Origin of the sequence: Neisseria sp. HMSC066H01, assembly GCF_001837375.1 — a bacterium.
Lineage (GTDB): Bacteria > Pseudomonadota > Gammaproteobacteria > Burkholderiales > Neisseriaceae > Neisseria.
The window spans coordinates 171,269-186,646 of record NZ_KV832189.1; the positions used below are offsets into that span (position 1 = coordinate 171,269).

13 protein-coding genes and 1 riboswitch are annotated in these 15,378 nt (G+C 52.2%); all 13 genes read left to right on the forward strand.

Features of this window, described 5'->3' with window-relative positions; genetic code table 11:
- The first annotated feature begins 34 nt into the window (after positions 1-34).
- A riboswitch (glycine riboswitch) is annotated at positions 35-131 on the forward strand.
- 210 nt (positions 132-341) lie between these two features.
- The 13 genes from gcvT to HMPREF2551_RS01100 all read left to right on the forward strand — a co-directional run bounded on the left by gcvT (position 342) and on the right by HMPREF2551_RS01100 (position 15,219).
- The gene (gene gcvT, locus HMPREF2551_RS01040; RefSeq protein WP_070836818.1) at positions 342-1,442 is read left to right on the forward strand and encodes a glycine cleavage system aminomethyltransferase GcvT; all 1,101 of its coding nucleotides are present in this window, start codon (positions 342-344) and stop codon (positions 1,440-1,442) included.
- Between the two features lie 147 nt (positions 1,443-1,589).
- Positions 1,590-2,129 (forward strand): hypothetical protein, encoded by a 540-nt coding sequence (locus HMPREF2551_RS01045; protein ID WP_143128501.1) that lies wholly within the window; start codon positions 1,590-1,592, stop codon positions 2,127-2,129.
- Positions 2,130-2,164: 35 nt separating this feature from the next.
- Entirely contained in the window at positions 2,165-2,563 is a 399-nt protein-coding gene (gcvH, locus tag HMPREF2551_RS01050) for a glycine cleavage system protein GcvH (protein WP_049348117.1), read from the forward strand.
- Between the two features lie 106 nt (positions 2,564-2,669).
- Complete coding sequence (locus tag HMPREF2551_RS01055) at positions 2,670-3,221, forward strand: DNA-3-methyladenine glycosylase I (RefSeq protein ID WP_070836820.1); 552 nt, start codon at positions 2,670-2,672, stop codon at positions 3,219-3,221.
- A gap of 55 nt (positions 3,222-3,276) precedes the next feature.
- Positions 3,277-6,129, forward strand: a complete 2,853-nt coding sequence (gene gcvP / locus HMPREF2551_RS01060) for an aminomethyl-transferring glycine dehydrogenase (protein WP_070836821.1) — start codon at positions 3,277-3,279, stop codon at positions 6,127-6,129.
- Between the two features lie 224 nt (positions 6,130-6,353).
- Positions 6,354-7,163 carry a bifunctional hydroxymethylpyrimidine kinase/phosphomethylpyrimidine kinase gene (gene thiD / locus HMPREF2551_RS01065; protein WP_049328565.1) on the forward strand — a complete coding sequence of 270 codons (810 nt, stop codon included), beginning with the start codon at positions 6,354-6,356 and terminating at the stop codon, positions 7,161-7,163.
- A 111-nt stretch (positions 7,164-7,274) separates the two neighbouring features.
- Positions 7,275-7,694: an OsmC family protein gene (locus HMPREF2551_RS01070; RefSeq protein ID WP_003748849.1), complete on the forward strand. Its 420-nt coding sequence runs from the start codon at positions 7,275-7,277 to the stop codon at positions 7,692-7,694.
- 260 nt (positions 7,695-7,954) lie between these two features.
- Entirely contained in the window at positions 7,955-8,668 is a 714-nt protein-coding gene (locus HMPREF2551_RS01075; RefSeq protein ID WP_049348122.1) for a GntR family transcriptional regulator, read from the forward strand.
- Positions 8,669-8,740: 72 nt separating this feature from the next.
- Positions 8,741-9,520 (forward strand): DeoR/GlpR family DNA-binding transcription regulator, encoded by a 780-nt coding sequence (locus HMPREF2551_RS01080; protein WP_070836822.1) that lies wholly within the window; start codon positions 8,741-8,743, stop codon positions 9,518-9,520.
- Between the two features lie 105 nt (positions 9,521-9,625).
- Entirely contained in the window at positions 9,626-11,314 is a 1,689-nt protein-coding gene (locus HMPREF2551_RS01085) for a glutamine--tRNA ligase/YqeY domain fusion protein (protein ID WP_070713528.1), read from the forward strand.
- A gap of 82 nt (positions 11,315-11,396) precedes the next feature.
- A complete protein-coding gene (locus tag HMPREF2551_RS01090) occupies positions 11,397-12,299 on the forward strand; it encodes a DMT family transporter (RefSeq protein WP_070836823.1) in 903 nt (300 codons plus the stop codon).
- Positions 12,300-12,543: 244 nt separating this feature from the next.
- Positions 12,544-13,803: a transcription termination factor Rho gene (gene rho, locus HMPREF2551_RS01095; RefSeq protein WP_003748836.1), complete on the forward strand. Its 1,260-nt coding sequence runs from the start codon at positions 12,544-12,546 to the stop codon at positions 13,801-13,803.
- Between the two features lie 57 nt (positions 13,804-13,860).
- Positions 13,861-15,219 carry a deoxyguanosinetriphosphate triphosphohydrolase gene (locus HMPREF2551_RS01100; RefSeq protein WP_070836824.1) on the forward strand — a complete coding sequence of 453 codons (1,359 nt, stop codon included), beginning with the start codon at positions 13,861-13,863 and terminating at the stop codon, positions 15,217-15,219.
- Positions 15,220-15,378 lie beyond the last annotated feature (159 nt).

Below are 15,378 nucleotides of genomic sequence, written 5' to 3' on the forward strand. Positions count from 1 at the left end.
CCACTTGCCCAAACCGCCGATTCAAGCCATAATCGGAGCATGTGCAGGAGAGAGCTACACCCAACTACATGTAGCCACCGAAGGCGCAGACACCCTTAAATCGCTCAGGTATCAGGGACTGCACATTGAAACAAACAATCTGGAGAGCGGCGTTTGAATAACGCCCACCGAAGGGGAGAAGGCCGTCTGAACCACCATTCAGACAACCGCGCAAAGCAGTGAGCAGACTGGTTTGCCATCCAGCGGATACGGCCGAAAATCTCAGGTTCAAGGACAGATAGGGTCATCCGCGCATAGGTGCGCGGGCGGCATCTGAACAATAAATCCGGAGAAACTTGAGAATGACTGCCCTGAAAACCACCCCGTTTTATCAAGCCCATCAAGATGCAGGCGCGAAGCTGGTCGATTTTGCCGGCTGGGAGCTGCCCATCCATTATGGTTCACAAATCGCCGAACACGAAGCCGTGCGCACCGACGCCGGTATGTTCGACGTATCACACATGCTTGTTACCGACGTAGCAGGCGCTAATGCCAAAGCCTTTTTCCGCAAACTGATTGCCAACGACGTTGCCAAACTCGCCTTCGTCGGCAAGGCCCTTTATTCCGCGCTGCTCAACGACAACGGCGGCGTGATTGACGACTTGATCGTTTACCGCACCAACGAAGCCGAAACCCAATACCGCATCGTGTCCAACGGCGCGACCCGCGAAAAAGACACGGCTCAATTCCATAAAATCGGACAAGAGTTCGGCGTTGCCTTCAATCCGCGCTACGACCTCGGTATGCTCGCCGTACAGGGTCCTAAAGCCATTGAAAAACTCCTGACCGTCAAACCCGAATGGGCGGATGTCGTCAATAATCTCAAACCGTTCCAAGGTGCAGACTTGGGCAACGACTGGTTTGTCGCCCGCACCGGCTATACCGGCGAAGACGGCGTCGAAGTCATCCTGCCCGGCACCGAAGCCGTCGCATTCTTCAAAGCCCTGCAACAAGCCGGCGTACAGCCCTGCGGCCTCGGCGCACGCGACACCCTGCGCATGGAAGCCGGCATGAACCTCTACGGCAACGATATGGACGACAATACCAGCCCGCTCGAAGCAGGTATGGGTTGGACCGTTGATTTGAAAGACGAAAGCCGCGATTTCGTCGGCAAAGCCGCCTTGCTGGCATTGAAAGAAAAAGGCGTTGCCGTCAAACAAGTCGGTTTGCTGCTCGACAAAGGCGGCATCCTGCGCGCGCATATGGAAGTGTTGACCGACAAAGGCAAAGGCGAAACCACCAGCGGCGTATTCTCGCCCAGCCTGAAACAATCCATCGCCATCGCCCGCGTGCCGAAAGATTTTGACGGCGATACCGCCAAAGTGCTGATTCGCGGCAAGGAAGTGGACGTACGCGTATTGAAGCTGCCGTTTGTGCGCAACGGTCAAAAACAGTTTGATTAATATCGGTTCAGACGGCCTTTATTTATTAAGGGCCACCTGAAAGCAGGTTTTAAGGAATTGTTATTTCCTATGAAAGCAACCTTCTGCAATTTATTGTTGGTATTTATGTTATCGGCTTGCGCTTCGTCTGCCGGTGAGCGCGGATTGATGTTTTTCGATACAGAAGGAAAATCCCATACTGCAACATTTATGAAAACCGTTGGCGGCAATGGAAAGATTGCCGGTGAGGTAACGATAGACGGGGAATATGCTCTTGATATTATCCGCATGAATGATGATTTGAGTATTGCCGTGCAAGATAACAAGGGTAGAAGCCGTGCTTCCGACCTGAAATCGTTGTCGCAAGCGAAATCATTTACCCTGTTTGCGTTCAGCCGTTATGCGGGAACAGTTGAAGTCGATAAAGTATCGGCTGTTACGAGTATTTGTGCAGATTACCGCAGCAAAGGCCTGAAGGTTGCCATTGCAGACAATATGAATTCCAAACAAGGAATCGTTGTATTCCGCGCAAGCGGCATTATGGCAAGTAACAAGCGCAAGATAAACGAAGCATATTTGGATTATTCTGCATCCCCTAAACTTCCTTCCACCCAAAAGCAGAAATTGGAACAAGATAAAAACAATATGATTGCCGTCCATTACGGACGCTTAGAAGAATTAATCGCACGAGGTATCTGTACACGCTAAGCTGTGCAGAGGCCGTCTGAAAATAACCCCTATCAATGGAGAATCAAACCATGAGCAACATCCCAGCCGAACTGAAATACGTTGCCAGCCACGAATGGCTGCGCCTTGAAGAAGACGGTACCGTCACTGTCGGCATTACCCATCACGCGCAAGAGCTGTTGGGCGACATCGTGTTTGTCGAGCTGCCTGAAGTCGGTGCAAACCTGGCTGCCGAAGAACAAGCCGGTGTGGTTGAGTCTGTGAAAGCAGCGTCCGACGTGTACGCGCCGATTGCAGGCGAAGTCGTTGCCGTCAACGAAGATTTGCCAAGCGCGCCGGAAACTGCCAACAGCGACCCTTACGGCGCAGGCTGGTTCTTCAAAATCAAACCTGCCAACCCTGCCGATTACGACGGTTTGCTGACTGCCGAACAATACGCAGGCGAAGTAGCTTGATTTTTGCAAACATCCAAACAGGTTTTGCACCTGTTTGATAGTGCAGGTCTTAGGTCGTCTGAAAAATACTTTCAGACGGCCTTTGTTTCAATTTTCCTCAATAAACATGAATTACTGCGAATTTGTCGCCACGCTACCCGACGATACGGACAACCCCAATAAACATTATCACGACACGCAATACGGTTTTCCGATTGAGGACGACAATGAATTGTTTGAGCGGCTGGTGTTGGAAATCAATCAGGCAGGATTGAGCTGGACGCTGATGCTGAAGAAGCAGCAGGCATTTCAGACGGCATTTAAAGGTTTCGACATTGATACGGTTGCCGCATTTGACGAAGCCGATATTGAGCGGCTGCTTGCCGATGCAGGCATCGTCCGCAACCGCCTGAAAATCAACGCAGCCATTTATAACGCGCGACAAATCAAACAAATACAGCAAGAATACGGCTCATTCAAAAACTGGCTGGATGCACACCATCCGCTCGACAAGGCTGAATGGGTGAAGCTGTTTAAAAAACATTTCAAATTTGTCGGCGGCGAAATCGTCGGCGAATTTCTGATGAGTACCGGCTACCTGCCCGGCGCGCATGTGGAAACCTGTCCGGTTTATAGGAAAATATTGGCATGTCGTCCGAAGTGGGCGGAGGCCGTCTGAAACAACATCTGAAAGAAAAAGCGGTTTTGATACCGATAACAAAAAAGGAGTAGAAATGAAACTATCTGAATTATTCAACCCGAACGAATTTGCCGCGCGTCATTTGAGCTTTGGCGACGAGGCTGCGCTTTTGGAAGCACTCGGTGAGAAGAGTATGGACGATTTTGTCGGCAACACCGTGCCGCAAAGCATCCGTATGTCGTCCGAACTCGACCTGCCCGAAGCCCTGACCGAGGCGGACGCGTTGGCGAAATTGAAAGGTATTGCGTCGAAAAACGTGATCAACAAATCCTATATCGGCTTGGGCTATTATCCGACCCGCGTGCCGAACGTGATTTTGCGCAACGTATTGGAAAATCCGGGCTGGTACACCGCCTACACGCCGTATCAGGCAGAAATCGCGCAGGGTCGTTTGGAAGCGTTGCTGAACTTCCAACAAGTGTGTATCGATTTGACCGGTTTCCCTGTGGCAGGCGCGTCTTTGCTGGACGAGGCGACTGCCGCCGCTGAAGCGATGGCGATGGCGCACCGCGTGGGCAAAGTGAAATCCGAGCGTTTCTTTGTGGACGAGCGCGTGTATCCGCAAACTTTGGACGTGATGAAAACCCGCGCCAAATATTTCGGATTTGAACTGGTGGTCGGCGATTTTGCCCAAGCGGATGAAGGCGAATACTTTGGCGCGCTGTTCCAATACGTCGGCAAAGACGGCGACGTGCAAGACTTGCAGGACGTTATCGGTCGTCTGAAAACCAAAGGCACGATTGTCGCCGTTGCTGCCGACATCATGAGCTTGGTTTTGCTGAAATCGCCTGCCGAATTGGGCGCGGACATTGCATTGGGCAACACCCAACGCTTCGGCGTGCCGATGGGCTTCGGCGGGCCGCACGCCGCTTATTTCGCGTTTAAAGACGAGTTCAAACGCTCCGCCCCCGGCCGCATCATCGGCGTATCCAAAGACGCATCGGGCAAACCTGCCTTACGCATGGCTTTGTCCACCCGCGAGCAACACATCCGCCGCGAAAAAGCGACATCCAATATTTGTACCGCGCAGGCATTGCTGGCGAACTTGGCCGGCATGTACGCCGTTTACCACGGCCCCGAAGGCGTGAAACGCATTGCCAACCGTATTCACGCGCTGGCTTCTGCCTTTGTCGATGCGCTGGTTTCAGACGGCCTGAATGTGGTTTATAAAGTCTTCTTCGATACCGTTACCGTTGATTTCGGCAGCAAAGAGAAAGCAGACCAAGTGTTCGCCGCTGCTTTGGAATCGGGCTACAACCTGCGCCGCGTGAGCGATACTCAAGTTGCGGCAGCCTTCCATGAAACTTCGACACGCGAAGATTTAACCGATTTGTACCGCGCGTTTACCGGCAAGGATACGGCTACATTTGCCGATGACGTCAAAGGTCGTCTGAATGCCGAGTTGCTGCGTCAAGACGATATTCTGCAACATCCCGTGTTCAACCGTTACCACACCGAACACGAAATGTTGCGCTACCTGAAAAAACTCGAAGACCGCGATTTGGCGATGAACCGCACTATGATTTCGCTCGGTAGCTGCACCATGAAGCTCAATGCGACTGCGGAAATGTTGCCGATTACCTGGGCAGAGTTCACCGACATCCACCCCTACGCGCCCAAAGACCAGGCCGCAGGCTACCGCGAACTCTTGACCGACATGGAAAACAGCCTGAAAGCCATTACCGGCTTTGACGCGATTTCCTTCCAGCCCAACTCCGGCGCACAGGGCGAATATAGCGGCATGCTGTCCATCCGCCGCTATCAAGAAGCCAACGGCGAGGGACACCGCAACATCTGCCTGATTCCCAAATCCGCCCACGGCACCAACCCCGCCACCGCCGCCATGCTCGGTTTAAAAGTCGTCGTTGTCGATACCGACGAACACGGCAACGTCAACATCGACGATTTGAAAGCCAAAGCCGAGCAACACCGCGACGCTTTGTCCGCCATCATGATTACCTACCCGTCCACCCACGGCGTGTACGAAGAAGGCATCCGCGACATCTGCCGCATCATCCATGAAAACGGCGGACAGGTTTACATGGACGGCGCCAACCTCAACGCCCAAATCGGCATCATGCAGCCTGCCGAAGTCGGTGCGGACGTGTTGCACATGAACCTGCACAAAACCTTCTGTATCCCTCACGGCGGCGGCGGTCCGGGCGTCGGCCCTATCGGTTTGAAAGCCCACCTCGCTCCGTTTGCACCGGGACACGCCTTGACCGATACCCACAGCGCCAGTGCCGACCAAACCGCCGTTGCTGCTGCGGCCTTCGGTTCTGCGTCCATCCTGCCGATTACTTGGATGTACCTGACCATGATGGGCAAACAAGGCATGGAACAGGCAACGCGCTGGGCATTGCTCAACGCCAACTATGTCGCCAAACGCCTGGGCGAAGACTATCCGATTCTGTATGCAGGCAAAAACGGCCGCGTCGCGCACGAATGTATTGTCGATTTGCGTCCGCTCAAAGCCGAGAGCGGCATCACCGAAACTGACATCGCCAAACGCCTGATGGACTATGGCTTCCACGCGCCGACGGTTTCCTTCCCTGTTGCCGGTACGCTGATGATCGAGCCGACCGAGAGCGAAAGCAAAGCCGAACTCGACCGCTTCATCGCCGCCCTGAAACAAATCAAACAGGAAGTGCTGAAAGTCGAGCGCGGCGAATGGCCGAAAGACGACAATCCGCTGGTTAACGCCCCTCACACCGCCGCCGACGTAACCGGCGAATGGGCGCACCCGTATTCCCGCGAAGAAGCCGTCTTCCCGTTGCCGTTCGTCCGCGAACACAAATTCTGGCCGAGCGTGAAACGTTTGGATGAGGTCTATGGTGACCGCAATCTGGTTTGCTCCTGCTTGCCGATTGACGCATACGAAGAATAAGCCTGAATAGGTTTAACATTGAACAGGCCGTCTGAAAATGAAAATAGTTTTCAGATGGCCTTTTGTTTGTTAAGATATTCCGCCCGAGAACGTACGTTTGTTTTGGGTAAAACAACAAATAAGGCTTTCGGAAAGATAGACGGCGCATGACTTTGTTTGCGGATAAAACCAAACGGCTTTCAACAACGATAAGCAAAAGGCCGTCTGAAAAACAGGAGGATACGATGGACGAACTTTTTATTCAAACGCTGACGATTGCCGGCTCCGATTCCGGCGGCGGTGCAGGTATACAGGCGGATTTGAAGACGTTTCAGATGCGCGGCGTGTTCGGCACCAGCGTACTGACCGCGGTTACCGCACAAAATACTTTGGGCGTATCGGCAGTGCATCCGATACCGACTGACATGATTGCCGCGCAAATTGCCGCGATTCAGGAAGATTTTCAAATCCGCGCCTATAAAATCGGCATGCTGGGTACGGCGGAAATCATCGAATGCGTAGCGGAACAAACCGCCGAATGCGATTTCGGCAAACGCGTGTTGGACCCGGTCATGATTGCCAAAGGCGGTGCGCCGTTGTTGGAAAATTCAGCCGTCGAAGCCATGAAACGCCTGCTGCTGCCGCATACGGACGTCTTGACCCCAAATCTGCCCGAAGCGCAGGCCTTGACGGGTATTAATATTGAAAACCGCCAAGATGCGGAACGCGCCGCCAAAATTCTTCAGGATTGGGGTGTGAAAAATGTAGTGATTAAAGGTGGCCATCTTGCCGACAGCCAAAGCGAATATTGCACCGACTGGCTGTTTACGCCATACGAAACCATCGAGCTGAATAGTAAACGTTTTCCAACGCCGCATACGCATGGCACAGGCTGCACGTTTTCGGCCTGCATTACTGCCGAGCTGGCAAAAGGGTTTAGCGTGTCCGAGGCGGTTCAAACGGCAAAAAACTATATTGCCGCCGCCATTTCCCACCCTTTGGGCATCGGGGCAGGGCACGGGCCGGTCAATCATTGGGCGTATCGGGACGAATAATGCGTTTAGGCCAATTGTAATTGATTGTATTTTTCAGACGGCCTGACTAGGTTTATCACTTGAAATTGTTTACAATATCGGATTAATGCTTTTACGGATAAAAAAGACACCATGCAAGTTACCTCAAAATGGATAGACGGAATGTGCTTCGTCGGTACAACAGCAAACGGACACAGCGTTGTGATGGAAGGTGCGGCGGCTGAAGGCGAAGTCAAGCGCGGCCCCAGCCCGATGGAAATGCTGTTGTTGGGCGTGGCAGGCTGTTCCAGCATCGATGTGGTGATGATTGCCGAGAAACAACGCCAAAAAATCACCGACTGCCGTGCCGAAGTGACTGCCAAACGCGCCGACACCGCGCCACGCGTGTTTACCGAAATCCATATCCACTTCAAAGTGTATGGCCGGGGTTTGCAAGAAAGCGCGATTGAACGCGCCGTACAGATGTCTGCCGAAAAATATTGCTCCGCATCGATTATGCTGGGCAAAGCGGCAAAAATGAGCCACAGCTTCGAAATCGTCGAAGCAGAATAGGGCGGTTTTCAAGGAAAAAGCCGGAGCGTGAGACGGCTGCCCACAAAAAAAGCAGATATATTCACGCATTAACATGAATATATCTGCTTGCTTTTTATTCCTTTTTCTCTCTCTCTATCAGCCTTTATAACTTGGCTTGTTGACCTCATTGTGCAAGTTTCGTTTAACATTGTCAACAATTTTTAATTATATTTTAACCAACCCTGAAATATGCAGGTCTGCAAGCCATTGCGCCTCAACACAAATACTGGGGAAACATTATGGATTACGAAAATAATACCAACGTTGCGCCTGCAACTTCATCGCTTATTTTGGAAGAGCGTCACGATTCCGAGCTTTTCCGCGTGTACGCATTGATTTTGGACGGGATTACCGACCATCTGCTGTTGCCGGGCAAAAAACTGACCGAGTCCGAGCTTTGCCGACAAATGGTTTGCTCGCGCAATACCGTGCGTGGTGCATTGTCACTTTTGGCGCACGATAAAATCGTCGATCTGCAGCCCAACCGCGGTGCATTTGTCCATGTGCCGGACTTGAAAGAAATGAAAGACGTGTTCAACACGCGTATCGAAATGGAAAGCATGATTTTGAGCGTCCTCATCGATATGCCTGATTTGGAAACGCGCCTGCAACCGCTTTACGCCATGATTGAGCAAGAGGCCGCAGCCTCCGAGAGCGGCGACCGCGTGGGTTGGAACCGCCTGTCCAATGCCTTCCATGTCGAATTGGCGCGGCTGTTGGACAACGACGTCCTGTTTGAAATCATGAATACCTTGTGCGCACGTTCTTCACTGATTGTGGCCGTTTCCGATCCGCTTCGCAAAGAAAAGCGCACCATCAATTCTAATTCGCACCATGAACACCGTGAAATCCTCGATTTATTGGTGGCCGGCAAGCGCAACCGTGTGACCAAAGTCATGCGTCGCCACTTGAGCGCGTGCATCGAACGCTTGGAACAGAAACTCGAAATGTAATCGGTTTGACAATAAAAAGGCCGTCTGAAATATTCAGACGGCCATTGGTTTATCCCTGCAAAGCAAAACGCCATGAAACCCAAAATCCAGAGACACGAACATATCCTCACCCTTATCCGCGAACATAACTTCATGACGGTGGAAGAGCTGGCGGCGAATTTGGATGTAACGCCGCAAACCATACGCCGCGATGTGCAGGAATTGAGCGAAACCGGACAGCTCAAACGCTATCACGGCGGCGCGTCTTTGGGCGACGTTTCAGTCGTAACGGCAGGGCAGGAGCGGCGCAACCATCAGCAGCAGGAAAAAAACGCCATTGCCCGGCTGATTGCTTCCACCATTCCCGACAATGCCTCGCTCTTTATCAGCATCGGCACAACCATGGAAGCCGTCGCCGCCGAGTTGGTCAGACAGCGTAAAAACCTGCGAATTATCACCAACAATATCTACGCCGCTTCCATCACTGCGGCGCGTACCGATTACACAGTCATCATCGCTTCTGGCGTGGTCCGCCCCTTGGATGGCGGCATTACGGGTGTGGCGACCGTCGATTTCATCAACCAATTCAAAGTCGACTATGCCATCATGAGTACCCACGGCATAGAAAACGACGGCTCGCTTTTGGATGACGATTACAAGGAAGTCAGCGTCATGCAGGCGATGGTGAACAATGCCCGCGTGCGCTATCTCGGCGTCGACCACAGCAAGTTCAACAGCAATGCCCTGGTCAGACTGGGCGATATTGGCGCATTTGATAAGCTATTTACCGACCGTACACCATCCGCCGCCATGCAGAAAACCCTAAACGAGCGCGGCGTGGCGTGGCAGGTTGCCGACCCTGTATCAAAGTAGCCAAGTCGGGTACAATTGAGCCATCATTCCATTCCTTTCAGACGGCCTGATTGAATGCCCGGGCCGTCTGAAAACAGAAAATCATCTTTCCATCAAAGAAATATTATGTTGAATAAAGACCAATTCGCGGACAACCACTTTATCCGCACCATTATCGAAGAAGACCTCAAAAGCGGTAAACATACAGCCATCCAAACCCGTTTCCCACCCGAGCCGAACGGCTACCTGCACATCGGCCACGCCAAATCCATCTGCTTGAACTTCGGTTTGGCGTATATTTATGACGGCTTGTGCAACCTGCGTTTCGATGACACCAACCCCGAAAAAGAAAACGACGAATACGTCAACGCCATCAAAGAAGACGTTGAGTGGCTCGGTTTTCATTGGGCGGGCGAACCGCGTTTTGCTTCCAATTATTTTGACCAGCTTTACGATTACGCCGTCGGTTTAATCAAAGACGGCAAGGCCTATGTCGATGATTTGACGCCCGAAGAAATGCGCGAATACCGCGGTACGCTGACCGAAGCAGGCAAAAACAGCCCTTACCGCGACCGCAGCGTCGAAGAGAATCTCGACCTGTTTACACGCATGAAAAACGGCGAGTTCCCCGACGGCAGCAAAACCCTGCGCCTGAAAATCGACATGGCATCCGGCAACATCAATATGCGCGACCCCGTCATCTACCGCATCCGCCGCGCCCATCACCACAACACCGGTGACAAATGGTGCATCTACCCGATGTACGACTACACGCACTGCATTTCCGATGCTATCGAGGGCATCACGCATTCCTTGTGTACACTCGAATTTGAAGCACACCGTCCGTTGTACGACTGGGTGTTGGACAACATTCCTGCGCCGCACGCCACACGTCCACGCCAATACGAATTTTCCCGTTTGGAGCTTCTGTATTCCATCACGTCCAAACGCAAGCTGAACCAACTGGTTTCAGACGGCCACGTTGCCGGTTGGGATGATCCGCGTATGCCGACCATTTCCGGTATGCGCCGCCGCGGCTACACGCCCGAAGGCTTGCGCCTGTTTGCCAAACGCGCCGGTATTTCCAAATCTGAAAACATCGTTGACATGAGCGTGTTGGAAGGTGCGATTCGTGAAGAGTTGGAAAACTCTGCGCCACGCATGATGGCGGTTTTGAACCCGCTCAAAGTGACCCTGACCAACTTTGAAGCCGGTAAAACCCAAAGCCGCCGTGCCGCATTCCATCCGAACCACGAGGAAATGGGCGATCGCGAAGTACCTATTTCACAAACCATTTACATCGAAGCCGACGACTTTGCCGAAAATCCGCCTAAAGGCTTCAAACGCCTGATTCCCGGCGGCGAAGTGCGTTTGCGCCATGGCTATGTCATCAAATGCGATGAAGTAGTAAAAGACGCAGCGGGCAATGTGGTTGAACTCAAATGCAGTATCGACCACGATACCTTGGGCAAAAATCCCGAAGGCCGCAAAGTTAAAGGCGTGATTCACTGGGTGTCTGCCGAACACGCAGCCGAAATTAAAGTCCGCCTGTACGACCGCCTCTTTACCGTCGAGCGTCCCGATGCCGTGCGCGGCGAAGACGGCAACTATCTGCCGTTTACCGATTTCCTCAATCCAGAATCCATCAAGGAAATCACCGCCTACGCCGAACCTGTCGCAAAAGATTTGCCGGCGGAGAGCCGTTGGCAGTTTGAACGCATCGGCTATTTTGTGACCGACCGCAAAGACCACAGCAAAGATATGCCGGTGTTTAACCGCACGGTTACGCTGAAAGATTCTTGGCAGCCTAAGTAATCTGTTTGCAGTCGTTAAATTGAAGGCCGTCTGAAAACGTGAAATCCGGTTTTCAGACGGCCTTTGTCGATAAAGGGATGAGATGGAACGTTATTCTGTACATTTGAAACTGCTGGGAATGGCGGTGTTGTGGGGTGCGTCCTGGCCGATGGGGCGGATGCTGGGGCAGTCGCTGCCGCCGTTGACGGGTGGGGCGGTTCGGTTTGTACTGGCTTCGGTTTTGTTGTTGGGCTGGTTGTTTGCACGCAGCAGGTTTGCGACTTTGGCGGCTTTGTCGGCGCGGCAATGGCTGGGCTTGGCTGCAGCCGCTTCCGTCGGCGTGTGCGGCTATGCGGTGTTTTTTATGCTGGGTTTGCAGACTATGTCGGCAGGCAAGGCTGCGGTGGTCGTGGCAGTGAATCCAGTATTGACATTGCTATTGGCAACTTGGTTTTTCGGCGAGCGTTTAAATGCGAAGATTTTGGCGGGTATGCTGCTGGCGGTCGGCGGTGCCATTATGGTGGTAACGCAAGGGCAGCCGTTGACGGTATTGTCGGGCGGCATCAAGGCGGGGGAGTGGCTGATTTTCGGCTGCGTGGTCTGTTGGGCGGCTTATACCTTAATTGGTCGCGCGGTTTTGCGCGGGATAGACGCGCTGACGGTAACGACGGCAACGTCGTTTATTGGTGCGTTGATGTTGTCGGTGGTGGCGTTGTGGACGGACGGAATGCCGTTTGAGGCGATAGCGGCAATGGATGGGCGCGGTTGGACGGCCTTGGCGTGGCTGGTCATCGGTGCGACGGTATTGGCCTATGCGTGGTATTTCGAAGGCGTAAAGACTTTGGGTGCAGGCAGTGCGGCGGCGTATATTACGCTTGTGCCGATTTTCGGTGTGCTGTCTTCGGCGTGGTTTTTGGGCGAACCGCTGCATATCTCTCTGGTTGCGGGCTGCGCGGCGGCAGTCGGCGGCATGACGCTGATGCGGTACGGGCAGAAGGCCGTCTGAAGTTGGGTAAATACTCGGATTTTGGGCGATAGGGTTGCGATTGCCAAGCTGTTGCCGGCCCTAATCTTATTACAGGGTAAGATTATGGTCTCGGCTCAACGTTCGATTTAAAAATTTGACACCCTGCCTCCAACTGCCTAAAATTCAACTTTCTCAAAAATCTACCGTATCCTGCGGCACGATTTCATACTTTCAGACGGCCTGTGTGCCATCTCTCTGATACCATCCAAAATATATCAATACTATGCACGTTTCAGAACTCCAAACCCTCCACATTTCCAAACTCTTGGAAATGGCAGAAGAACATGGCATTGAAAACGCCAACCGTTTCCGCAAACAAGACCTCGTTTTTGCCATCGTCCGCCAGATGATGAAGCAGAATGTCAGCTTTACCTGTTCCGGTACACTGGAAATCCTGCCCGATGGCTTCGGTTTCCTGCGCAGCGCAGATACTTCTTATCTTGCCGGCCCTGACGATATTTATGTTTCGCCCACGCAAATCCGCCGCTTCAATCTGCACACCGGCGACACCATCGAAGGCAGCGTGCGTGTGCCGAAAGACAATGAGCGCTATTTCGCGCTTGTCCGCCTCGATACCATCAACGGCGATCCGCCCGAAGTCTGCAAACACAAAATTCTTTTTGAAAACCTCACGCCTTTATTCCCAACCGAACAATTCAAACTTGAGCGCGACATCAAAGCCGAAGAGAATCTGACCGGCCGCGCCATCGACTTGGTTTCCCCGATCGGTAAAGGCCAACGTGCATTGTTGGTGGCGCCGCCTAAAACCGGTAAAACCGTGATGTTGCAAAACATCGCCCACGCCATTACCGCCAATTATCCCGATGTCGAGCTGATTGTCCTGTTGATTGACGAGCGTCCGGAAGAAGTAACCGAGATGAGCCGTTCTGTACGCGGCGAAGTGGTTTCCTCTACGTTTGACGAACCAGCGCAACGCCATGTACAAGTGGCCGAAATGGTGATTGAAAAAGCCAAACGTATGGTCGAACACAAAAAAGACGTGGTCATCCTGCTGGATTCGATTACCCGTTTGGCGCGCGCCTACAATACCGTTGTGCCGACTTCGGGCAAAATTTTGACCGGCGGTGTTGATGCCAACGCTTTGCACCGTCCGAAACGCTTCTTCGGCGCCGCGCGTAATGTAGAAGAGGGCGGTTCGCTCACTATCATTGCGACAGCGCTTGTTGAAACCGGCAGCCGCATGGACGACGTGATTTACGAAGAGTTCAAAGGCACGGGCAATATGGAATTGCACCTTGACCGCCGCATGGCAGAAAAACGCCTGTTCCCGGCCATCAGCATCAATAAATCCGGTACGCGCCGCGAAGAATTGTTGGTGCCGAACGATCAGTTGCAACGTATGTGGCTCTTGCGCAAATTCCTGCATCCTATGGACGAAATCGAAGCGACCGAGTTTTTGGTGGGCAAACTCAAAGACTCTAAAAACAATGACGATTTCTTTGAATTGATGCGCGGTAAATAAGCATAAGGCCGTCTGAATATGTTTCAGACGGCCTTTGCTTCATTTTAGGAAACGCTTATGAATACCCGAATGAATTGGCAAAACTTATTGTCCACCCAACGCTTCCGTCCCAAAAACGGCGAAATCGTGCCGACCGTTACCCCTTCGACTCAGGAAGGTGCCGATGCCTTGCGTACGGATTTTCACATCGATTACGACCGGGTCGTTTTTTCCGGAGCCTTCCGCCGCCTTGGCCGTAAAACTCAGGTGCATCCGCTGGCGCAACACGATTTGACGCACAACCGCCTGACGCACAGCGTTGAAGTAGCCAGCGTGGGCAGGAGCTTGGGTAACCGCGTGGGCGTGATGTTGCACAACGGCGGTTTTTTGCCGCAGGGCAATACGCCCAGCGATATTGGTGCTGTGGTGCAGGTTGCCTGTTTGGCACATGATTTGGGCAATCCGCCGTTTGGCCATACCGGCGAAGATGCTTTGCGTGATTGGTTCAGACGGCCTGAACATCAAATTTATCTGAACACATTAAACGAAGCGGAACGCAACGACATTCAAACCTATGAAGGTAATGCGCATAGCCTGCGTATCGTCGCCAGCCTTGAAATGTATCCCGAGGCTGGCGGAATGCGCCTGACTGCGGCAGCCATCGGCGCATTGTTGAAGTATCCGTGGACAACACAACATCCGAACGGCAGAAAAAAATTCAATATTTATCAAACCGAGTTGCCGTTTATCCGTCAAGTTGCCGACGAATTGGGGCTGGTTTCCGCAGGAGCAGACAGCTGGGCGCGTCATCCTTTGTCTTATTTGATGGAGGCCGCCGACGATATTTGCTATGCCTTGCTGGATTTGGAAGATGCCGTCGAATTGGATTTGCTCACGGATACGGAAGTAGAAAGTATTTTGTCCGAACTGACCTTTGCAGAAAGCGCGTGGCACGCCAACTCCAGCCGTCAGCGTTGCGCCATGTTGCGCGGCATTGCGATCGGCAAGGCGATTGATGATGTCGCGCAAACCTTTATGCTGCATCAGTCTGATTTACTGGACGGAACATTCAAAGGCAAAGATTTGCTGGCCTTGTGCAGCCCGCAAGTGCAAAATACTTTGGCAAAAGCAAAAGAATTGGCGCAAACACGGATTTTCCGCCATCACACCAAGCTCTTGACCGAAATTGCAACATTCCCATGCTTAGGCTCTATCTTGGATTTGCTTGTCCCTGCCGCTTATGCCCTGATTGCTGAAAAACAGTTGGCAACGCGTCAGTCTCTGGCGTTGGAATTATTGAAAAAGCACAATCCGATTCTTCCTGAAGACAGTCTGTATCAGGCCTATATGAAGATTTTGGATTTTGTCGGCGGCATGACCGATAATTCCGCCGCTAAAATGGCGCAGGATTTGTCAGGAGTAGGGATTTTACGTTAATTTTATATTATTTAATTTCAAATAGTTAAATAAAAATATAAAAAATATCCGTGAAAAGAGTAGACAGGTTTTAGGAAAGCCTATATTATTCGGTCTTCTTGATTCACAACGCACTAGCGAAGTGATGAGGATGCACCCGTAGCTCAGTTGGATAGAGTA

Coding starts and splice junctions, on each gene's coding strand:
- gcvT (WP_070836818.1), top strand. CDS start 342: ATGACTGCCCTGAAAACCACCCCGTTTTATCAAGCCCATCAAGATGCA.
- HMPREF2551_RS01045 (WP_143128501.1), top strand. CDS start 1,590: ATGTTTTTCGATACAGAAGGAAAATCCCATACTGCAACATTTATGAAA.
- gcvH (WP_049348117.1), top strand. CDS start 2,165: ATGGAGAATCAAACCATGAGCAACATCCCAGCCGAACTGAAATACGTT.
- HMPREF2551_RS01055 (WP_070836820.1), top strand. CDS start 2,670: ATGAATTACTGCGAATTTGTCGCCACGCTACCCGACGATACGGACAAC.
- gcvP (WP_070836821.1), top strand. CDS start 3,277: ATGAAACTATCTGAATTATTCAACCCGAACGAATTTGCCGCGCGTCAT.
- thiD (WP_049328565.1), top strand. CDS start 6,354: ATGGACGAACTTTTTATTCAAACGCTGACGATTGCCGGCTCCGATTCC.
- HMPREF2551_RS01070 (WP_003748849.1), top strand. CDS start 7,275: ATGCAAGTTACCTCAAAATGGATAGACGGAATGTGCTTCGTCGGTACA.
- HMPREF2551_RS01075 (WP_049348122.1), top strand. CDS start 7,955: ATGGATTACGAAAATAATACCAACGTTGCGCCTGCAACTTCATCGCTT.
- HMPREF2551_RS01080 (WP_070836822.1), top strand. CDS start 8,741: ATGAAACCCAAAATCCAGAGACACGAACATATCCTCACCCTTATCCGC.
- HMPREF2551_RS01085 (WP_070713528.1), top strand. CDS start 9,626: ATGTTGAATAAAGACCAATTCGCGGACAACCACTTTATCCGCACCATT.
- HMPREF2551_RS01090 (WP_070836823.1), top strand. CDS start 11,397: ATGGAACGTTATTCTGTACATTTGAAACTGCTGGGAATGGCGGTGTTG.
- rho (WP_003748836.1), top strand. CDS start 12,544: ATGCACGTTTCAGAACTCCAAACCCTCCACATTTCCAAACTCTTGGAA.
- HMPREF2551_RS01100 (WP_070836824.1), top strand. CDS start 13,861: ATGAATACCCGAATGAATTGGCAAAACTTATTGTCCACCCAACGCTTC.